Below are 22,625 nucleotides of genomic sequence, written 5' to 3' on the forward strand. Positions count from 1 at the left end.
GATAACATCTGAGGGTGCAGCGCCGACGAAGTGCATGATGAGATGGAAAACCAGTTCAGCAAGGCGAAGCAAATCGGCGGCAGCTGATTTTGGATTCGATGAATAAGCTTGCAGAGTGCTGAGTCTGATGTCTGAACGACCGAAATATGGCATTGTCCTTTGTCTGCGCCCTTCCGATGATTGTACTATTCTGTATTTCCACTCAAAACTATTTGTTAAAAGGACCTGTGGTATGTTCTGTAAAGGGATAGCTGTAATAGTATCAGAAAATTCTGAATTTAAAATCAGAATATGGGAGGTTATATTACCGTGAAATTGCGAAGAACAACCAAAGTTGGTTTTGTAGTCTTATTAATTACAACCCTTTTGTCAGGGATGTTTACTTTCTCCTTCTTTCCAACAGTTGCGAAAGCAGAAATAAATAATACAACGAATCCGAGTTTGCAACCTATGATTTGGGACTTTTACATGAATAGTACGATCCCTCATTCTCCAGGCCTTCCGGATTACAATTTCGAAGGGTGGAATTCATTCGAAAATCTTTCGGTCAGCACTTCTGATCGTGCATTGCAACTAAATGTTACAGGGGCCAATGGTTCTTTTCTAAGCGAAGACAACCTGAGCCTGGACGCTTTAAATTATAAATCGTTTAAAATTAAATTGAAAAACAACACCGCTGCAAATGAGATGCTGGTTTATTTTATGACGGATGCAGATCCCAATTGGCAAGCTGTTAATGTCGCCAATGTGACTCTGCAACCCAACGATGCTATATATAGAGAGTATGTTGTTGATTTTAGCTCTTATGAATCATGGACAGGACATATTAAGCAATTTAAAATCTATCCGGCCAACAATGCTTCCACTGGAACCATATCCATTGATCAAATGGGTGTTTATCCCGACTCGGCTCCTTCCGATATCCTATTCAAATTTTCGAATGATGCACAAGGATTCAATGACTTTACGAACAGCACAAACCGTTTGTTTGATTCTAGTGTAACGACAAGTCTAAATGCAACGAGCTCTTTGGTAAATTCGGCGCTGAATGTAGCAGTTACAGGAATTGATCCGAGTTTTAAATCACCGGATAACCTGGCACTTGCAACAGCTTATTTTAAATATATAAAAATAAAAATGAGAAATGGCACATCAGCCTCAACTGCTAAAATTTATTTTACTACTACCGCTGACACAACGTGGAATGCTTCGAAAAGTGCTTCATTTACCATTATTCCGAATGACCCCAATTTGACGGAATACCTTGTTGATATGAGTGCTGTATCTTTGTGGATAGGTTCTATTAAACAGCTCCAGTTTAATCTCACCACAGAAGCATCGTATGGAACACTTGCCATTGAATCCATTGGCATTTATACAGGAGAGTTGCTTCCAGATATAGCCTATGATTTTGGTAACGGTAACGATGGTTGGACAGCGTCTTATCAAAGTACAATAAGTGCTTCAAATGGAATATTGACAGAGTCTAATACAGGCGGGGATCCACAAATATTGTCTCCTGATGGACTACAAATACATGCTGCTAAGTACAAATACATAAAAATTAGGATGAAAAATAACACGAAATCCAGTTTCGGAACCATGTATTGGACAACAACAACAGATACGAGCTGGGACGAAAAGAAGAGCCAAAATTTTATAATCATACCGAACAGCAGTGGCTACATGGAATATATGATAGGACTTAGCCAAAACCAATACTGGAAAGACACCATAAAGCAAATACGCTTGGATCCTTCTAATCATGCTCCTTCAGGCAGCTCTAACATCGATTATTTCGTTCTGACTCCATCGGCGAATGTTACATCGCAAAATCGTTACATGGATGAGGGGGTTGTCGATGAAACCGGGCCCTACATTAGCGGGTGGGAAATCAATGAGAATGGAGGTTATGTCGCCAACAGCTATGATGAGAAGGGCAAGACGCCTTATACCGAGTATAAGAAGGGTCCTTCCCTGGATGCAAAAGATGATTTTAATACGGGATTCAACGATTGGCATGCTTATAACAACAGCGTAGTTAGTGTGACGTATGGCATTCTCACAGCGCATGTTACGGATTCGGTCTATATGCAAATCGAAAAACAAGGGAATTGGTCCTCAAATCGATTTATGAAAATCAGATTAAAAAACAACACCTCAGATGTTTCAGCAGCCGTCTATTTTACCGATCTCAATAACCCGAGTTATTCTGAGAATAACAGAGTGAATTTTACGATTACCCCAAACGATGCCACTTTTAAAGAATACATCATTGATATGAAAGCGAATTCACAATGGGGAAATGCGAATGTATTATCAATAAGACTTGATCTTGCACGCAATGCGAATAATGGCACGGTTGATATTGATTATATTTCTCTATCTGCTAATAATTCCCCTGGCAATCAATCCTTTAGTCAGTTTGATGAACAAGGTGTCTGGTCAGGGGATGGAGAATTTATCAATGATGGAACAGGCAAGGCCGTTGAAGCGTGGAAAGTTATTCCTGAACAAAACGCTGGCACCCTGAAGTGGAATTTCAGGTTCGCTTTGAATAATTCTTCGATCAATGATGTTACATGGAAACTAACAAACAATAGCAGTAGACAGGATGTTATAAAGTTTATTACAAAGAACGGAAGTTTGAATTATGTTAAACCTGATGCCTCTTTATCTTCCATATCCAGTCTTCAAGCTTTTCAGTGGTATAATGTTCAAGTTGTTATGAATATGACGAATTACACGTATAGTGTGTGGGTGAATGGATCGCAGGTAGCCTCTTCAGTTGCGTTTATAACGAATTCCAGTATCGATAAGGTGTTTGTGGGGACGACAGGTTCTAGTTCTGTTCGCATGCTTTTTGGGCATCGAATTTATAAAGTTGCAGAAGTTCACGAGGACTTTATCGGGGATTCTGTCGGTTCCTCACCCATCGGAGTCACGTTTTCAGGTACGGGAAGCGCCAACATTCAAACTTTACGGACGGGTTCCATGGACGAACATTATGTAGATCTCAAAGATACTTCCTCCACTCAACAAGCTAGCATTACCAAATCTTTTTCTACTTCGTCTAATCTTATTGAATCTGTGATCAATTTTGCAGTTCCTGTAAAAATGGACAATATCCAAATCAAATTAAGTCAGAATACAAACGATGCCATCATTGTAACGACGAATGGAGGCAACCTGAATTATTTGGATTCGAACGGGGCAAGTCATGTGTTATGGACTAATTATAAAGCTAATGTATGGTATACCTTGAAAGTAAGGGCTTACATCGGGGAGGGAACAGCAAGTTATTCGATTAACGGTACTACAATTGCACAGTCTATTCCCTTTCATCATCCAGTTTCCGATTTGAATCAACTTAAGGTTTCTACCGGAGCGAGTGAAACCGGGAATGTAGTGATTAAGGACATAACGGTTAGAGATTATCAGCCATCTACTGTGCCATATATCGATTCAGTCAATAATCCTGATGGGTTGATAGGTGTTCAAAACTGGAGTGCATTAGGGACTGAGGCTAATGATAGAACTTATGGGAAAGTCAAATCATCGGATAAGCTCTCCTATTTAGGATATTCAACAGAGGAAAATAATAAAGATGCGGTTGACTGGCAAATAAAGTGGATGGCTGAAAACGGAATAGATTTCTCAAGTATGTTTTATTATAGGAAAGGCAAGATTAATGACCCGTTGGTTTCTGGAGGTCATCGTATTCTGGACTCTTATCTTGATGAAGCTGAACATCAGTCGAAAGTGAAATTCGCTATTACAATTTCATTTGAGGGTATGCGATATCAGGGTCAGACTGATTTTATGAATAATGTTTTGCCCTTCATTACGGAAAGATACTTAAGAAATCCAAATTATGTAAAAGTAGATAATCAGCCTGTTATTATGATATATGGGACTGCTGCACAACTGAACGCTGCCTTTAACAACAATGTGAGCAGTGTGTTAGCGGCTATAGAAAGCCAGTTGCAACAGGATGGTTTTGACGGAGCTATATTTATAGCCAATTGCTCTTCTACAGCAGAAGCTCAGCAAATGAAAGCAATGGGAATCGATTATGCTTATGCTTACTGGGGACGAACTGATATTAGCACTTTAAGCGACTGGAAGAATAAAATGACTGCGGGAGGGCTTGACGGCATTGCTTCTCCCGGTCCAGGCCAAGATCCACGTTATTGGTGGCCGTTAGAATTGAATCCTAGTTTTATCAGCAGTAGAACACCTTCTCAATTTTATAATTTCTTGCAGTATACCAAGAACACATATATGGCTTCCTATCCTGCAAATTCACTTGCCAATAAAATGGTTTTAATGGAAAACTGGGGAGAGTACGCAGAGGGTCACAGTATTGCTCCTTCAAATTTGTATGGCTTCGGTTATGTGAACGCCATTCGAAAAACGTTTACGGCAGCTAATGATAACCTTATGAATGTCAGGCCGCAAGCACCCTTGGATGCCAGATATTCTAAAGGCTGGAAACAAGAGTTGCTCCAAAATGGTGATTTTGAAAAAGGTACAGCGTTTTGGTCGCCTACTTTCTCGGGATCTGTAGCAAGTGTTGCTTCTTCTGATTTTTGGAATGATAATTTCGCGGCCAAAGTATTTAACAGGACTAGTCCGTATACTGGAATAGCTCAGGATGTAACGGATCAAGTGTTGCAGAATGGAAATGGCGCCACCTATGAGTTATCTGCTTATATAAAGGAAATGCCGGGAAGTTCCAGCGTTGTATCTGGAGCCAAGTATACCATAACTAATGCTAGTAACAGTGGATACCTTACACCTCCATTATATAGTACGATCAACGGCGATCCCCTGGGACAATTAGCTTCTCTTGGAAGGACGTTGCAAAACTGGACTTTCATCGATGCAGGCGGAGGGTATTACAAAATAAAAAACGAAAGGACTGGAAAATTAGTCTCCATTGATAGTACAAACGGAGCCAGGGTTGTTCAATGGGATGATATTGTAGGTTCCGACCCTGTGAATGGGGACAATGAACTTTGGCGATTAGTAAAAGCTCAGCCTTTATTGTCGCAAGGAGAGACGGCAAGCGCGAGCTCAAGTCAAACAGGCAACGAAGCGTCAAAGGGCAATGACGGTAGTACTGCTACCAGATGGGGGGCAAGCGACGGTACCTATCCACAATGGTGGAAGGTGGATTTGGGCTTATCCCAAAACCTGAGCAAAGTGGATATTAATTGGTTTAATAGCAGCAGCAGTAGCAGGGCGTACAAATACAAAATTGAAACTAGCAACGACGACATTACTTATACCGTTCAGGTTGACAAGACAAATAATTCGACATACGAATTAACCAGCGATGCCTTGAGTAACGTTACGGCAAGATATGTGAGAGTAACGGTTACGGGGTCCACATTAAGCTGGGCCTCTGCGTCTGCTACAGAAATTAATGTATATGGGGTAGGAGAGGGCAGCAGTTATGAAATAATAAATAAACGCAATGGCAAAGCGCTTACAGTTCCCAATAGCAATTCAGTGTGGAACCTTAATCAAATCACGACTCCAAATCAAGCGATTGTGTATGTACAAACGAAAGATGACACAGGCGTACATTACTTCACTGTGAATGGAAAGGCTGATAATGTTTCTTATAGAAATTTACATGGTTCTGTCAAAATAACATGGACAGGGAAATTACAGTATGCTGTATTCCAAGTCCGTGGAAATGGAGATAATACAAATGAGTTTTATGTGGATGAAGCTAGTATGAGGTATGATAACGCAAGTGTTGTGATCGATAAGACACCGATGCCGACGCCGAAGACGACGGCCGCCTTGACACCGCGGCAGCCTGACGGCTTGAACGGCTGGTATGTCCATCCGGTAACGGTTTCCTTTAGCGTGTACGATAGTGTATACGACAACAACTCAGGCTTTGCCAAGACCGAGTACAGTCTCGATGGCGGTCATACATGGCAAAACTATGCGACTCCGGTCACTTTTGATCAAGACGCCAAGTATACAGTGAGCTATCGCTCTACAGACAAGGCCGGGAAAGTGGAGGAAGTTCAGAGCCTTAGCTTGAATCTCGACAAGACAGCGCCTGAGGTTGTTCTGACCCAGTCGGGCCACAGCGTCGGCGATGTAGAGGCTGATGCGTCCTTGACCTTTGAGCTGTCGAGCACGGACAGCCTTTCCGGCGTAGCGGAGCAATCGCTTACACTCGACGGTGCCGTGATCGCGAGCGGTCAGGCAATTCCCGCTGGAACCCTGGCGCCGGGTACGCATACGGTGTCTTATCGCGTAATGGATGCCGCGGGCCATACGACAGAAGCCTCGATCTCATTCCAGGTGAAGAATCCGCCTGTCGTGGACACAAGCGCGCCGGGTATGCCGGAGCTTTCGTCGAACAGCGGGCATGCGAATGGTCTGCAGGACGGCAACTATATCGTTACGATGAATATGTGGTGGGGCCAGAACGGATCGCAGTTTAAGTTGTATGAAAACGGCGTGCTTATCAGCACGATGAATTTGACGAAAGCGACGCCGGCTGCGCAAACCGCCACCTGGATGGCCGAAGGCAAGGCCAACGGCACGTATACGTACGTAGGCGAGCTGATTAATTCGGTTGGTAAGACGACCAGTCAGCCGCTGGTGGTGAAAGTAACGGATGCGAGGCCGGGCAAGGCGGTGCTGGCAGCAGACAACTGGGATGGCGACGGGAACTTTATGGTGTCCATGAACCTGTGGTGGGGGACGAATGCGACCGAGTATCGTCTCTACGAAAACGGTGCGCTCATCGACTCCAAGAGCCTGACGGCGGCAACGCCAAACGCACAAACCGCTGCGACCGTGATCAGCGGCAAGGCAGTCGGTGTGTACGAATACCGCTGCGAACTTGTGAATGCGGCGGGCGCAACGTCGAGCGATAAGCTGACGGTGACCGTGTCGCATTAAGAAGTGAATCAATGTCGATACTGATTATGATCTTGATGAGAGCCTTGCTCAATCGGGGCTCACGTCTTGAAAATGACAGACATGGAGGAACTACGTGTTGACGGTGTGTTGTGATGTAATATAACAGCATAATAATTGTCAGAAATTTGGGATGCCCTTTGGTTTAGGTGAAAGCCGTTCGCTATTCGCGAACGGCTTTTTCGTCCGCTTCGGACTGCCCGTAGATTCTATACTGCGAAGGAGAGAGACCGGTCCTCTCTTTGAAGTTACGAGAGAAGTAATGGATGCTTCCATAGCCGAGCCGATCGACGATATCCGTTATTTTGGCTCCTGATAATAAAAGCTGTTTCGCCTTCTGGGTGCGGGCGAGCATCAAATACGTTTTCGGAGTTTGGCCGATCAGATTGCGGAATACTTCGGAGAAATAGACCGGATGATAACCACACAGACTTGCAAGCTCGGCGACCGACCAAGAGCGTTCCGGCGCCGACGCGATTGCCTCCAGCGCGGGGGTGATAGGACCGCGTTCGGATGGAATTCGCGCAAGTTGCAGCCGAGCAAAGGCAATCAACAGCGTCGTCAGGTGAGCCCGAAGCTGAAGCTCGAAGCCCGGTTCTTGCTCGCGGTACTCCTTCACGATCGGGATGAACAGGCTTTCCAAGGAAGAAGCCCGGGAGACATGTGGGAGGGGTACGCTTCCCCGTTCCACAACATCCACTGTATAAGCGATCGGTTCGGCGGCTGGCTCATCATTATCGTAAACACGAATGCCCAAAATCGGATGCGCTGGTGTCATCGTTTGTCTGTGCCAGTCGAAATGAATGCTGCAAAACGATGTGTCCGGCGATTTCGAGACAAGCTTATGAGGACTGTCCGGTCCATAATAAGCGCAATCCCCGGGCAGCAAGATGTAGGTTCGGCCGCCGAGCTGGAGCTCCATCTGTCCACTTAGGACGTAGAGTAACTGGCAGTCGGGAATTGTCCGCCATCCCCAGGAATACATGCCTCGACGGGAATATTCGGCGAAGTGTACGACGGGAAGCAGACGGCTAAGCTGGCCAAGATGATGGACGAGGTTCGTGGATTGATTCATTTGTCAGCCCCCTATCTCCTCTATTATAGAACAAATATGAAACAAAAATCTTGGAAAAGTGCAAGTCGGTTTGAGGCAAAACTTCAAATACATCAGAACGTTCTTATGTTATTTTGGAGAAGAATTAATTATGAGTTGTGGAGGATGCCGGAGATGAAAGAGACGAAAGAGAGTAACTTTCGCGATAAATTTGTCAAACCGACTTCGGATTATAAGCCTGCCCCCCTTTGGGTATGGAACGACGACATGCAGCCTGACCGCATTCTTCTTCAACTGAAGCAGATGGCGGATAAAGGATTTGGCGGAGCGTTCGTGCACCCGAGACCGGGCCTTGTCACGCCCTACTTGTCCGAGGAATGGTTCTCTTTGTGGACCACGGCGTTGGAAGAGGCGGAAAGACTCGGTCTGAAGCTGTACATTTACGACGAGAATTCCTATCCTTCCGGATTCGCCGGCGGTCACGTGCCTTCGGAATTGCCGGACTGTCTCGCTAACTGCGTCATTTTCAAGGAATACGGCGCAGAGGATTTGAAGAAGCTCGCTCAGGCATCTTCTCCGATGCTGAACCGTCCCGGCCAGCCGATCCGCGCGTTCGCGATGCGCCATACCTCCGAGGTGTGGGAAATCGCCGAGGATGTAACGCTGCTACCTGTTTCGGAATGGGCGAGACACGGGGATAGCTATTGGGTGTTCGAGCTCGGTACGCCGGAGACGAACACCTGGCTTGGAGGCTTTGCCTATACGGACTTGCTTCGTCCTGAAGTGACCGAACATTTTCTCAAGACGACGCATGAACAATACCGGAGCCGCTTCGGCGACAGGTTCGGCACCGCGATTCCTGCGTTGTTCACGGACGAGCCGGAAATATCGCCAGGAAATCTCTTCCAAGAGGGGGCGAACTTCCTTCCCTTCAGCTATTGGTTCGCTTCTGAATTCGCCAAACGAAACGGCTACGATCTGCTCGATTATTTGCCATTCTTGTTTCGAGATGCCGTATGTGCGAAGTCGGAGAGGGATGCGGGACAAGTCCGGTACGATTTTTATGCTACTATCCATCAGCTATGGGTAGATAATTCGGTTCGACCGATTTCCGAATGGTGCGAACGCAACGGGATCGCCTATACAGGTCATTACTTAGAGCACAATTGGCCCCATCCGTTCAATCGGAGTTCTCCGGCCCTCATGTCCTTGTACGAGTACATGCACTGGCCGGCGATCGATATGTTGATGACCTATTTGTTTCGCGATACCGGTTCGGCTTGGGGCTTCATGCCTCAGCCGAACCACCTCATGATCGGAATCAGGGAAGCCCATAGCGCCGCCAACCAATTCGACCGCCCTCGCGTGCTTTGTGAAGCGTTTGGCGCGGGAGGCTGGGACGCTTCCTTCGAGGATTTCAAAAGGATCGGCGATTGGCTCTACGCCAACGGAATCAACTTTCTGAACCCACATTTGACTTATTCGACAATCGTCGGGGCGCGCAAACGGGATCACCCGCAATCATTCGATTGGCGGCAGCCGTGGTGGAACGAGCTGGGCAGCCTTAACGATTATTTCTCGAGGCTTTCCTTCGTGCTGTCCGAAGGCAAGACGCTCAACCGGATTCTCGTGCTTAATCCGACGACGTCCTCGTTCTTGTTCGCTCCTAAGGACCTGGAGGATAACGAAAGCTATAAGCTCGGTCTCGATCAAACCCGGGTGCTTGCCGGGCGCTTGTGCGACGCGGGGTGGGATTACGACTGGGGCGACGAATATATTCTGGCGCGGCACGGTTCGGTTTCGGGGGCGAAAATCAAAGTCGCAAACCGGGAGTATGACGCCGTGATCGTGCCGCCCGCCATGATGAACGCGAAGAGCGAGACGACGGAATTGTTGTGCGGATTCATGGCTGGGGGCGGTCGGGTCATCGCTTGGAACGACTGTTTGGCGAGAAAAGACGGGCGATGCTGGCAGGTATCAGAGCTAATAGGTATGCAAGGCTGGACAATCGTCGATGGCTACGAGCAAGTGGATGCCGCGCTGCGGAAGACGCTTCGACCGCGATCCGAATGGCAGTCCGGTCGCCTGGAACGTGCGGGAGTGACGCAATTGTTGCGCGAGTTGGAAGACGGAAGCACGTTTTATTTTATAGTCAACAGCTTTGAGGATGCGTTCGAAGACAGACTCGTCGTGCCGGGACACTATGGGGAGATTTGGGATCCTCTTACCGGATCGGTAACCCCATTGCCCGAATCGGATCAGGATAGGCTCTCGATTCCGGTTGCACTGGCCGGTTCCGGTTCGCTTCTGGTCCGCATCTACCCGGAAAGAATCGCGTGTGCTCCGGCAAGCGTCGGCGGCAGAAGGTCGCCCGGAGGCGCAAGAAAGGCAAGAAAGGCAAGAAAGCGTATCGCGACTGAGGATTCCGTCGTTACGCCTGAGCAACCCAATATATTCCCGATCTTCTATTGCGATCTCGTTCTGGGCTCAAAAACCTACTCAGGGATATACACGGCGCAAGCAAGCCGACTTGCCTATGAGTATCACGGCTTTCCGACGAACCCTTGGGACAATGCGGTCCAATTCAAGCAAAGGCTGCTCGATCGGGAGTCGTCATTCGATGAGAAGACGGGCTTCGCGGTACAGTATCGTTTTCGTCTAGGCAGCGAAGGGATCCCTTCGGAAATCGGGTTGATAGTTGAACGTCCGGAATTGTACGTCATCAGCGTAAACGGCGTCAAGGTAGATCTGCATCCTGGCACCAGTTGGCTGGACCACCATATGGGGCAAGGTTCTATTCGCGAAGCCGTTCGGGAGGGAGAAAACGTTATTTTGCTTGAAGCGAAGCCGTTCTCAATCTTCATGGAGATCGAAGCCGTTTATTTGACGGGGGACTTCTCAGCGACGGATTGTGGAGGAGAGTGGGTAATCGGCAAGCACAGGCGACTGCCAGTCGTCGGCTCTTGGAAGGAGCAGGGCTATCCGTTTTACGGATCGGCATTCGTTTACCACAAGCAGGTACGTGTTCCGGATAACGCTAGTGAAGTCTGGGTAGCGTTGCCTGATTGGCGAGGTACGATTACAAGCGTTCAAGTGAACGGCGAGTACGCCGGCATGATCGGCTTCGACTGCGAGGAAAGCCTGAATATCACGGAATTCGCGCAGCCCGGAGAAATCATCGAAATCGCTGTCCGCGTATCCGGATCGTTTAAAAACTTAATGGGCCCACATTTCGATCCGTCGAAGCCTCGCAACATTGCTTGGCCGGGTAACTGGAAAAGCTCGCCGATGTTCGGCCCTCCTCCTGCTGAGGAATTCGATCTGATCGAATACGGCTTGTTCGCGGAATTCGACTTGGAAGTTTCAGAGTAAGTCAAGGTGTATACCTTCAGGACTTATACCGCGAAGGAGAGAGCCCGGTCATTTTCTTGAATGCTTTGTAGAAATTCGAATAATCATCGAAACCCGTCATTTGGGCGGCCTCGGCAGGAGGAACCGAAAGTTTAAGTAGTTCTGCGGCTTTTGATAACCTTTTATTGATTACGTACTGTTTATAGGATACTCCCGTTATTTTTTTGAATAGATGGGAGAAATAGTATTTATTCACATGAAAGGTCAGTTCAATTTCATGGAGCGAAATGTTTCGGTTCAGGTTCTCGTTTACATATTGAATGATTTGCTCGAGCTTCTCGTGATATTCAAATTTCAAATCAAACGTATTTGGATTCGCGGATAAAATCTCATTGATGTAGACGAGCATTTGAATGAAGGTTAGCTCGATTAAAAGCGGGTTCTGTGGCAAGTCGCGGCTGCTGAGCACTTCCATATCCTTAAAATATTTTAGTAAGCGCGACTTGTCCGTCAACTCGCAGGGAATCCGATTGAATTTGCCAGGCTTTTTGCGTTCGAAAAGGTGAAGAAGGTCGTAATCCGGACTGCAGTATGGCCGGCACAGCTCAGGTTTGAAGAAAAGCAAGATCCGCTCATAGCTATCCTCCGATCGAAAGAAGGGTCTATGCACTTCTTTATTATTTAGTATCAGAAGGTCTCCGGGATTGAGATGATAGGACTCGCCTTCTACCTGATAATTGATGCTTCCAGAAATAAGATAATAAATTTCATAGTAATCGAGCATATAGGAACGGTGCTGCTGGTCGTTCGGTCTGTTCGTAATGAAATGAGTGTAAGACAAGGCGCCGTTTCGTAACTGAAATGACGACAAAGTAGTCAGCAATTCTGAATCACTTCCCTAACTTGTATCATGTTGTTATTTTACCATAATGACGACCGTATTGTAGCAAGAAAAACTATGTATAGGACAATTCAGACCATATGGTTTCCCATATTCGATCGTATATACTGAAAGCGTCAATCAAAGGTTCTATTGAATGGAGGAGAGATCATGCAAGCATTGCTGCAGAATCATGAGTCGTTTATATCAGGGGTTTGGGATAATATAGAGAAAAAGGCGGAAACGATAGCCAATCGCATCAAAGACGGTATGCCATTTACGACCGTGAACGGCGTATACGACGATTGGCAGGATAACGCTTCCTGGTGGACGAATACGTTTTGGACGGGGACCTTATGGTTGCTTTTTAAGGAAACTGGCATAGAATCTTACAAGCAATACGCGCAAAGCATTGAGAAAAAAATGGATGCAGTGCTTCATGATTACGACGAATTGCACCATGACGTCGGCTTTATGTGGCTGCTTTCCAGTGTCTTAAATTATGAACTCACCGGCGATAAGGAAGCCAGAAGTCGCGCCATGTTGGCGGCAAGCGTTTTGTCTTCCCGATTCAATATGGCTGGAGGCTTCATCCGCGCCTGGAACGGAGACTATGCAGGATGGGCGATTATCGATTGTATGATGAACGTGCCTCTGCTTTATTGGGCTAGCGTTCAGTGCAAGGATGATCGGTTCAAGTATATAGGCATGATGCACGCCGACAAGACGATGAAAGACTTCATCAGAGCCGACGGGTCGGTGAATCACATTGTCGTATTCGATGAAAACAACGGGGAAATTCTCGACATTCCACGCGGACAAGGCTATGAAAGCGGCTCTTCCTGGTCGCGTGGCCAAAGCTGGGCGGTATACGGATTTGCTCAGTCCTATCACTGGACGGGTAAAACCGAGTATCTCGACGCGGCGAAGCGAGTTGCTCATTATGCATTGACATGCTTGTCACAAACCGGCTATGTTCCGCTTTGCGATTACCGCCAGCCAGCTGATTCCGATTTGTTGGACAGCAGTGCGGGAGCGATCACGGCCTGCGGACTGATTGAAATCGCGAAAGCGGTGCCGGAAGCCGAGAAGTCACTTTATTTACAAGGTGCATTATCGATTATCAAAGCGCTTGATGCGAGCTGCGCTATTTGGGACAATTCCGATGAAGCGTTCTTGACGAACGGGACGTCAGCATTCCATCTAAGCAATCCCAAACATCGGTCTGAAGTGAGGAACGGCGCTTTGGTGTATGGGGATTATTACTTTATTGAAGCAATTTGCAAACTGAAAGAGCTTTTGAAATTATCGGCATGATCCGCTAAAAGAAAGTAACGATGCTAAGGTACAACAGGTTTCACTCCCTTAAGTTAAACTGAGTTAAGATGAATATATCTTCACGCTTTCACTATCAGTTTGCTCTCATCGTCAGCGGCACTCGTGGAGAGGGTTTCTATGCACCGACGTTTACACCTTATGCTGACACTTTTAGGAGCAGATGCAACGGAAGAAGAATTAGCGTATATGTCTCTGGAAAAACACGTAACCCTACATACTCCTCCGGTTTTTTTATGGCACCGCAACCGATAGAGAAGCGCCCGTTGAAAAACAGCACTCTCTTTGCAAATGCATGCAAAGAACGTGGGGTATCCTTTGAACTTCATGTGTTTACTAAAGGTCCTCATGGAATGTCGCTGGCCAACAATGAGTGGGCTTCGAGAGGTTATGGTGGTGATTATACGTTGCAGTACTTGGTCGATCAACAGCAAGAACTACCGGCTCCGTATAACAAGTATGGCCCTATTCCTGAAGGTATGAGCTTTAAGGAGGTCTTTAGGCAAGCCTTTAAACAGTTTCCAGAATCGCAACCAGACGAAGGGGTCGCGCTTTGGCCAGAAATAGCCCATCATTGGTTAAAAAGAACTTTTCTATGAAAAGATTCGCTAACCAATTTGCACTTGTATCTTGAGTCGATCTATCCCGTAAACGGCGATGCCCCGAATAGTAGTAGGATCATAGACCAATACAACCATTCAAGAGATCAAAGCCAGCCAAAGAGACAACTAAACGCCCACCGGCTAATGCCGAGACCACTGAAAAAATTCCTGTGATGTAAAAAAGGCACAGTTACTCAAGAAATTTGAGGAAACTTTGCCTTTTCTCTGTATAATTAAAGCATCCTAGGGGAGCAGGTGAGTACAGTGATTCACCAGCAACTAAAAGCTTATCTTAACCCGTATATTGAACTGTAGAATTTGCTTGTTCCCAAGGATAATATATTTCGGCAGATAAACGAGCTGGTTGACTTCTCGTTTATTTATGCTGAACAAAACGGCGATTACGGCTGTTTTACCCGGGGCTTTGTCGACATAACAGAAACTTGGCACTTTCTTGTCCAAAAAAAACGGCTTTTATGATTACTGGGATTTTCTTGTCGCTAATGGGTTAGTTTCTTGTCGTTATACTATAAAGCTTTATTATGTTGATGAGATTAAAAAGCATCATAAAGCTGAGCTTGATCGAAACAAAATTGAAGAACGTGATCGCTCTTGATCGTTGGAGATCCTACCACCGCAATTAGCGCTTAAATTCTTCTAGTAAACAGCGGATGTCCATATGATGGGAACGGCCGCTTGTTTTGGTCAACGAAGTTTCCGACATTTTCGTAAGGGACTCTCAACTATAGGGGGATCCCTCATGGATGGAAGTAGCTCAATTTATTTAGAGAGAGTCAGTGTTGAGCTTTGGGCGATTGAAGCAAAGAAAAGGTAAAATATAAACATTCCCCTTATAGTTTGAAAGCGATATCTTCTTCTTAAGACAATAATACAACAAATGTGAATGGGTGAATGCAAAAACGAACAGAGTTAGCCGAATTGCTCCTGATATTCGACTTTACTTAATTATCATAAACCCTCTTTTTAATTTATTCCTGTCATTCCAACGTACCTGTTCCCCGAAGATGATTCCGACTAACCCGCTAGATATGGAAGTACTATCCGATATAATTGGTTTTTATTCTTAAAGATTGAGGTATTTAGTATTAAACCATGTGTACGGGTTAACGGCGTTATGCATAAATGTAACCTAAAGCTAAGCTCTATCCTTGTTAATATAAATGTATGGAATCAGACTAGAGGAGAGATATGAGCGCACGATATATGATATGGTTATCTTAAAGTATTTCGTAAGGGATAAGGACTTTTTACTTTATCCATAGTGCTGTGCTGAGGAGAGTGTAAACCGTGAAGATTATTTTATTGTTTCTATGTTTATCTTTCATGTTATCAGGAGTTCTCAGCGAAAAGGAAAACACGTTGAGAGATCAAACGAAATCGGTCAGTTTTCACATAATTCCTAACAGCAACTACACAGAATACATCGTAGATATGTCCTCTATCGTTTTTTGGATGGGTTCGTTAAACGTTTGAAAATTGATCCGATGGATCCTGCAGGAAGTTCAAGTGTAACAATGAATGTCGATTATGTTCGGGTTACCAATTAATTTCTTTGTAATTAGGATAAAATATAGAAATATAAATTATAACCAAATTAAATCAGTACAAATTTAAATAAGCAATATTTTATGAGGATGTAGATCAAGAGAACCCCCAGATGGCATTCAAAACCTTCAAGGTTTTGCTTTTGCAATCTGGTTTTATTATTTCCAGTAACTATCGTTTATATGAGTAACATGCTGCCGGAAACATTTGTAATTTTTCGATTCGTTAATGCGTGAGCGCCTAAATTTAAGAAGATGGTACCGGGGGTTAAAATGTAGTACAACATACAGTAGACAAACTTTTGACCAGTCATTTTATCATCTATTGTGAGGAGACTGAGGCATGGATAATTTTATTTCACATATTCTTAATTCGATCCGTTCAAAGCTTTTCTACAAAATGCTTATCATTTACTCACTGCTCACGTTAGTTCCTCTGATTGTCGTCAGCACAACCTTCTATTATCGTTCTAGCCAATTGATTGGCAAGAAAGCAACAGAAGATGCTCAGCAGACTCTCGGCAAGGCGGCAACAGCGATGGATGCGCAGCTTCTAACTATTAAGAAGCGGATGATAGAAGTTGGTGAGCGAGATACAATCCAATCTTATTTAAAGTTGTATCCGCTAACTGACGCTAGTGCGATTAATGATGATTATCGGTTTCACTTATTGCAGAGTGTAAAGGATACACTGCAAGTGGAACTGGTAGAACTAAGGCGAACTGTTGGTCCTTTAGTGGACAACATGTATTTAGTCACGCCAGACGATCAGGTTATTAGTATTGACGGGAGCCGGCCATTGCAATATGCTTCTGCATTTCGCTTGCTGCCCTTTGAGTTAAATAGAGTGCCGGAATGGGCATTTTTCACTGACGATAAGCGGATGGCGTGTGATATGAAAATTTACGGGACTGATAAGGTATTCGAGACCAATAAGCTACTTGGTCAACTTGTTGTCACGCTACACCCCTCCAGCCTGCAAACCATGTATACCAGTTTTGAATCAGACACTTTTTATATAACTAGTTCAAATAACATTATTCTCTCTGCTTCAAATCCAATGGAAATCGGAAATGTACTGGATGTGAGGAAGTCAAAAACGCAGCTGAAAATACAGCAGAAATCGCAGCACGCAGATTACCATTATATTTGGTTAGCGACACCTGGCACAGATAAAATTGTTGAAAAACAAGCGTTTTTTTCTGCTGCGCTAACACTTTTCGCGTGGCTAACCGTTCTCTTTGTAACTTATTTCATACTTAAACGCGTTACCGATCCAATCCAACATCTTACAAGGTTGATGCGTCAGGCGGAGAAGGAAGAATATCAACTCATTCAGGATATTGGAACAAGGGATGAGATTGCTATATTATGTTATGGCTATAACCGACTCGTACTGAGGACAAAAGACTTGATAGAGAAGAACTATAAAAGCGAGCTTGTTGCAAGAGAAGCTGAATTAAAATCGATCCGCATGTACATTAATCCTCACTTTCTTTATAACACGCTAGAATATATAAGCATTATGTCGCAAAACCCCAATAAAGCCTGGTATATACCAGATATTGTTCACAAACTATCGAGCATTTTCAGGTTCTCTATAATGCCCGGGGGGAAGTTTGTATCGCTGGAAACGGAATTTGCTTTCGCAGAAAAGTATTTGCAAATTCATAAGTACCGCTTCGGAGATCGGATGCATTTTAATCTTGTTCTCCCTGAAATGCTGCGTAAGGTTGCGATGCCAAAGCTACTACTGCAGCCTCTCGTTGAGAATGCCGTCATCCACGGCATCGACCGCTTAAATGATGGCGGCAGTATAGAGATCGAAGCAAAAGAAGAAAACTATTCGCTTGTGATAGAAATTCGAAACCCAGCTCCGATGACTGAGTCGAACCGTGGCCGCAGTACCGGTAATCCGCATAAGAAAGGATTAGGTTCAGGTTTGGATAATGTCAATATGAGGATTCACCATTACTTTGGCAATGAATACGGAACCACACTCACCTGTGATGCAAAAGGAATTGTGACCGTAAAGCTACAGATACCGATCCAACTATGGGAACAGACAGGAGAGGAATAAATATGCGCATACTTATTGTAGACGACGAGTCTGAAATCCGTGATTATTTGGCGGGATTATCGCAATGGGAGCAGGCAGGGTGTACGGTTGTCGGGACAGCTGCTAATGGGGAAGAGGCGTTGGGAATGATTGAGAGAACCAACCCCGATTTATTGCTGACAGACATTCGAATGCCGGTAATGGACGGTATTGCGCTGGCTGAGGTGATCCGCTCAACACGTCCTTATTTGCCGATTATTTTCTTAACTGCATATCATGAATTTGAGTATGCAAGACAAGCCGTTCGCCTTGGCGCCTCTGATTTTATTACCAAGCCGTTTCTGCCAGAGGACATCATACGCGCGGTGGAAAAGCAGCGGGATAAAGAACGCGAGGAGTGGGTAGAGAGGGATTCATTTTTTACCATAATGGGGGACGAAATGATTTCATCGGAACAAAAAATCGAGTGGCTTCAGTGCCGCGGGATGAATGATAGGGAATTTGTTTTGCTTTATACAGAACTGGATCATGTATACGGTTTGCAACATTCGCGGAATCCATTTGCGCTGAAGCAAGTTCGAAAGGCACTTGAGGCTGTTACGAAAAGTGAGGGAATGACGGCATGGATGTCAGAAGCATCCAGCGGAGTTTACGCGCTGTTGCCGTGTAAGGAGTATTTGGAAACGGATAATTCTCAAATCATTGCACTCGCTAAACTAATGATCGAAGCATGTGAGACGCAGGAAAGTTTGAGTGTATCTGTCGGTATCAGTCGGACAATGGCATCCTATTGTGAGCTTCCGGAAGCGATTAGACAAACCGGCGTATGCATGGATTACCGGATGCTGCTAGGTAAAAAGTCTGTGCTTGCCTTCGATGCAATCGAGATGATTGTTAGCGAGAAGGAGAAGGAATCACTTCTGTCAGTTAACAGAGTAGCCGATCTCTTGCGAACTGGTGAAACGAATGGCATTCGTGATTCTATTTCAGGTGTCTATCATCGCATGTTGTCTGTTGGTGCGAGTCGGAAAGATATTCAGCATTTTTGTATCGGAATGATTGAACGTTCAGAGGATGTACTTCTTGAATTCGGCATCGAGCCGGATGCTCGAGCAGCGGTTGAAATTCGGGAATTCATGCTATCCAGTTTAATCCTGACCGATATGATGAAAGCGCTGGAACGGTATTTGCTTGATAAATCAAAAGAAATTCGTCGCCTTTTATCACAATCGCCTAAGCGAATTGTTGCAGAAACCATGCAGATCATTGACAGTGAGTACATGTCCGAACTAACACTGCAAATAGTAGCGAAAAGGCTAAATGTGAATTATTCGTATTTGAGCCGTTTGATCAAAAAAGAAATGGGTAAGAACTTTACGGACATTTTGTGGGAATGTCGCATAGAGGCTGCTAAAGTTAAGTTATTAAAAGAAGACTTAAAGGCTTACGAAATTGCGTATGCAGTCGGCTTCAAGGATTCAGCGCATTTCAGCATCCTCTTTAAGAAGACTACAGGCTACACACCAAGCGAATACAAGCGTTTGGAGGGAGGTAAATTGTAAAAAAGAAAAACCAAAACTCAGCCATCGAACAATCTATGTAAACAAGCTAACATAATGATTGAAAGTAATTAGCAAATTAAGAAGGGGTGTACTGGATTGAAGAAAAAGCTTATGACACCGTTGCTTGTCGCACTTGGGGCAATGCTTGTACTTGCAGCATGTGGAAATGAGAGTTCAAAAGGTGCTGTGGGAGAATCATCAAAGAGTGGAGATGCTGCAAAAGACAAGGAATTTACAATCCGTGTGGGATCTTGGTTTATTGACAACCGTCCTTACCAACAGGAATTTAAAAAGTCGATCGAAGAGGGTTACAAAAAACTCTATCCAAATGCAAAAATTCAATGGGACACTACCCTTGGCTCATCTTACTTTGACAAGTTGAAAGCACAGTTCGCATCCGACTCTGCTCCGGATGTTGTTTTTTTTCAAAAGAAAGATTGGTTTAAGGCCGGGAATTTTATGGATGTTTCCAATGAGCCTTGGGTAAACCGCTTGACTGACGTCGGAAAAAAGAATCCGGCAGTATACTATGACGGAAAATTATACGGTGCTCCACTGGGAAGTACCCCAAATGGGGGTGTATGGTACAATGCGGACCTGTTTAATGAACTCGGATTGAAGGCACCGACTACGCTCCAGGAATTTATTGATGTTTGTGAGAAGTTGAAAGCGGCAGGTAAAACACCAATTGCCCTCGGATTCAAAGATAATTGGACAGTAACCATGTTCTTGTCATTGTGGCTAGAATCATACGGTTTCGCTAACGACCCTCAATTTGGCAAGAAGTTATATAATGGTGAAATTAAATTGGACGACCCAGCATTTCAAACAGTATATAAAAATGTTCAGAAATTCAAAGAATCGGGATATTTCAATAAGAACGCTCTTAGCATCGACTGGCCTGCATCAGGACAATTATTTGCATCCGGCGACGCAGCGATGATTATTCAGGGGCCATGGATGCCAGGGACAAACAAGGATAATATTAAAAAGGGAGGCTTCAAATCGTTCAAGATTGGATATTTCCCACTTATGGATGAAAAAGGGAAAAGCGCTATTCCACTTGGTACCAATGCAAGTCTTGCAATCAACTCTAAGACAAAGCTTGTTGAAGAATCTAAAGCGTTAATCAATTTGATTACAACGCAAGACATTCTGGCACCATGGCTTGCTGGTGAAGGTTCACTGTCTTACATCAAGGATATTCAAGTTAAGTTCGACGATCCGGCAATGGACGAAATGAAAAGTTATGTTGATAAATCCTCTTACCCTTACAGAGTGGATGATTTTATTCCCGCAAGTGCGATGAGCGCATTGGCCGATCTGACAACAAAGGTCGTATCCGGCGCACCATTCAATGCTTCTGATTTAAAGCCTGCGAAGGATGCATTGGATAGAGATAAAGCGACCGTATTACTGCCTGAATAATAGATTGACGGTAATTCGCATCCTGGCATTCTAGGCTGGACGCGTTTCATCTATAGAAAGGAGCCGCTACCATGAATTTCGAACGCAGGCAATACTGGACAGGCGTACTGTTTCTAGTACCGGCGCTGGCCGTATTCCTACTCTTTTTCTTTTATCCGTTCCTTCAGAGCATCTATTATTCGTTTACACTTTGGAATGGAAGCGGCAGCCCGGAATTCATCGGTTTGACCAATTATATAAACCTGTTTAGTGATCCACACATGACGAATGGTTTGGAAAATTCACTTAAGATGGCCATCTTTGGAGTCCTTGTACAGAACCCTCTTGCATTGCTAGTTGCGGTGCTGATCAATAAGAAATTCCGGACGGGTGCATTTATACGCACAGCGATTTATCTCCCTGTCATTATTAGCCTTGTCGTTTCCTCCGTTGTGTGGGGACAATTATTACAGCAAGATGGTTTCTTTAACGAAATTTTAAATCGTATTGGACTCGAAACCTGGGCTGTAGATTGGCTTGGTACGATCAAGACATCTTTTCCGACAATTATCCTACTTACGCAATGGCAGTCAATAGGGTTCTGCGCAATCATCTATTTAGCAGGTTTACAATCGATTCCAATGGATATGTACGAGGCTGCAGAACTTGACGGTGCAAGAGGCATTACTTTATTTTGGAATATTACGCTACCAATGCTGATGCCTACGGTGACGATTGTAATGTTCCTCACGGTTGTTGGAGCGTTGAAGTTGTTCGATTTACCGTACATTTTGACAAATGGCGGTCCAGGAACTTCTTCCTATACACTTTTCCTTGCTGTCTATAATGCCGCTTTTAAGGAAAATAATTTTGGATACGCCACAGCAGGCGGTATTGTGCTTGCAGTTGCCATCATGATTGTCGCTCTCGTTCAGTTATCGATTACCCGAAAACGTGAGGTGGAACTCTGATGGAACGCAAACAGGCATCCTTATTTACCGAATTTGTACTAATCATTGTAGGAATCCTATTCTTATTTCCGGTTCTCTATCTACTCCTAATGTCTGTCAAGCAACCGGGTATTTTTTACAAGCCCTTGGTGTTGCCGGATCGTTTATATCTCGACTACTACAGTCAAGCGCTTAATGTTGAATTTTTTCGCAGCTTAGCTAATTCAGCATTTGTTACGGTCGGCGGACTTGGCTTGACCATCCTTTTAGCTTCCATGGCAGGATACACACTTGCCCGGCGGAATGGGAGATTATTCCGCTTCGTGTTCCTTTTGTTCATGACGGGCATGATTATCCCTACCGTCGGATCACTTATTCCCTTGTTTAAATTAGTGAATTCCTTACATCTCGGAAATACTCGCACCATTCTTGTTATACTATACACGGCTGGGCACATTCCTTTGGCTACGTTTTTATACTCAGCGTTCACGAAATCAATTCCGCGAGAGTTAGAGGAATCTTCAAGCATGGATGGATGCGGTTCCTTCAGAATGTACTGGACGATCATCTTTCCTTTGTTACTACCGGCGACAGGCACATTCATTCTTACGAATGTATTCGGTATATGGAACGACTTTGTGACACCGCTTATTTTTCTAAACTCACCAGAGAAAATGACATTAATGCCAATGATCGTTCAGTTTATGTACAACCAGCAATCAGTTAATTTAGGCCCTGTATTTGCACTTTGCGTTCTAGCCATGATTCCATTGCTTGTCCTGTTTGTCTTCACGCAGCGATATATGCTAAAAGGGTTAGTAGTGGGGTCCGTAAAAGGCTAGCAAGATTACACAAGCAGCTGACTTTCAATCAATGTAATCACGCTTATTTGTCTATATGATG

11 protein-coding genes are annotated in these 22,625 nt (G+C 44.7%); 9 read left to right on the top strand and 2 right to left on the bottom strand.

What is annotated here, in order from left to right; all coding sequences use genetic code 11:
- Window positions 1-309 precede the first annotated feature (309 nt).
- Entirely contained in the window at window positions 310-6,939 is a 6,630-nt protein-coding gene (locus ACFQ88_RS22925) for an OmpL47-type beta-barrel domain-containing protein (protein WP_379457106.1), read from the top strand.
- A 181-nt stretch (window positions 6,940-7,120) separates the two neighbouring features.
- On the opposite strand, the gene ACFQ88_RS22930 is transcribed toward ACFQ88_RS22925, so the two are convergent.
- Window positions 7,121-8,032, bottom strand: a complete 912-nt coding sequence (locus ACFQ88_RS22930) for an AraC family transcriptional regulator (RefSeq protein WP_379457108.1) — start codon at window positions 8,030-8,032, stop codon at window positions 7,121-7,123.
- Between the two features lie 153 nt (window positions 8,033-8,185).
- Here ACFQ88_RS22930 and ACFQ88_RS22935 point away from each other — a divergent pair, with 153 nt between their 5' ends.
- Entirely contained in the window at window positions 8,186-11,383 is a 3,198-nt protein-coding gene (locus tag ACFQ88_RS22935) for a glycosyl hydrolase (protein WP_379457110.1), read from the top strand.
- A 16-nt stretch (window positions 11,384-11,399) separates the two neighbouring features.
- Here ACFQ88_RS22935 and ACFQ88_RS22940 read toward each other — a convergent pair whose 3' ends face one another.
- Window positions 11,400-12,245: a helix-turn-helix domain-containing protein gene (locus ACFQ88_RS22940; protein ID WP_379457112.1), complete on the bottom strand. Its 846-nt coding sequence runs from the start codon at window positions 12,243-12,245 to the stop codon at window positions 11,400-11,402.
- Between the two features lie 168 nt (window positions 12,246-12,413).
- On the opposite strand from ACFQ88_RS22940, the gene ACFQ88_RS22945 reads away from it, so the two are divergent.
- The 7 genes from ACFQ88_RS22945 (at window position 12,414) to ACFQ88_RS22975 (ending at window position 22,564) form a co-directional block, all read left to right on the top strand.
- Window positions 12,414-13,559, top strand: a complete 1,146-nt coding sequence (locus ACFQ88_RS22945; protein WP_379457121.1) for a glycoside hydrolase family 88 protein — start codon at window positions 12,414-12,416, stop codon at window positions 13,557-13,559.
- 284 nt (window positions 13,560-13,843) lie between these two features.
- Complete coding sequence (locus ACFQ88_RS22950; protein ID WP_379457123.1) at window positions 13,844-14,176, top strand: hypothetical protein; 333 nt, start codon at window positions 13,844-13,846, stop codon at window positions 14,174-14,176.
- Between the two features lie 1,911 nt (window positions 14,177-16,087).
- Entirely contained in the window at window positions 16,088-17,824 is a 1,737-nt protein-coding gene (locus tag ACFQ88_RS22955; RefSeq protein ID WP_379457125.1) for a sensor histidine kinase, read from the top strand.
- A 2-nt stretch (window positions 17,825-17,826) separates the two neighbouring features.
- On the top strand, window positions 17,827-19,365 hold the full coding sequence (locus ACFQ88_RS22960) for a response regulator transcription factor (protein WP_379457127.1): 1,539 nt from the start codon (window positions 17,827-17,829) through the stop codon (window positions 19,363-19,365).
- A 96-nt stretch (window positions 19,366-19,461) separates the two neighbouring features.
- On the top strand, window positions 19,462-20,793 hold the full coding sequence (locus ACFQ88_RS22965; protein ID WP_379457129.1) for an ABC transporter substrate-binding protein: 1,332 nt from the start codon (window positions 19,462-19,464) through the stop codon (window positions 20,791-20,793).
- Between the two features lie 71 nt (window positions 20,794-20,864).
- The gene (locus ACFQ88_RS22970) at window positions 20,865-21,743 is read left to right on the top strand and encodes a carbohydrate ABC transporter permease (protein WP_379457131.1); all 879 of its coding nucleotides are present in this window, start codon (window positions 20,865-20,867) and stop codon (window positions 21,741-21,743) included.
- Window positions 21,743-22,564 (top strand): carbohydrate ABC transporter permease, encoded by an 822-nt coding sequence (locus tag ACFQ88_RS22975; RefSeq protein ID WP_379457133.1) that lies wholly within the window; start codon window positions 21,743-21,745, stop codon window positions 22,562-22,564. The genes ACFQ88_RS22970 and ACFQ88_RS22975 overlap by 1 nt, the downstream gene beginning before the upstream one ends.
- Window positions 22,565-22,625: the final 61 nt, after the last annotated feature.

This window comes from Paenibacillus sp. NPDC056579 (assembly GCF_042793215.1).
In the GTDB taxonomy this organism is placed as follows: Bacteria; Bacillota; Bacilli; order Paenibacillales; family NBRC-103111; genus Paenibacillus_S.

Bases quoted from the DNA above. Each gene is read 5' to 3' on its own strand.
- ACFQ88_RS22930 (WP_379457108.1), bottom strand. From the start codon at position 8,032: ATGAATCAATCCACGAACCTCGTCCATCATCTTGGCCAGCTTAGCCGT.
- ACFQ88_RS22935 (WP_379457110.1), top strand. From the start codon at position 8,186: ATGAAAGAGACGAAAGAGAGTAACTTTCGCGATAAATTTGTCAAACCG.
- ACFQ88_RS22945 (WP_379457121.1), top strand. From the start codon at position 12,414: ATGCAAGCATTGCTGCAGAATCATGAGTCGTTTATATCAGGGGTTTGG.
- ACFQ88_RS22955 (WP_379457125.1), top strand. From the start codon at position 16,088: ATGGATAATTTTATTTCACATATTCTTAATTCGATCCGTTCAAAGCTT.
- ACFQ88_RS22960 (WP_379457127.1), top strand. From the start codon at position 17,827: ATGCGCATACTTATTGTAGACGACGAGTCTGAAATCCGTGATTATTTG.
- ACFQ88_RS22970 (WP_379457131.1), top strand. From the start codon at position 20,865: ATGAATTTCGAACGCAGGCAATACTGGACAGGCGTACTGTTTCTAGTA.
- ACFQ88_RS22975 (WP_379457133.1), top strand. From the start codon at position 21,743: ATGGAACGCAAACAGGCATCCTTATTTACCGAATTTGTACTAATCATT.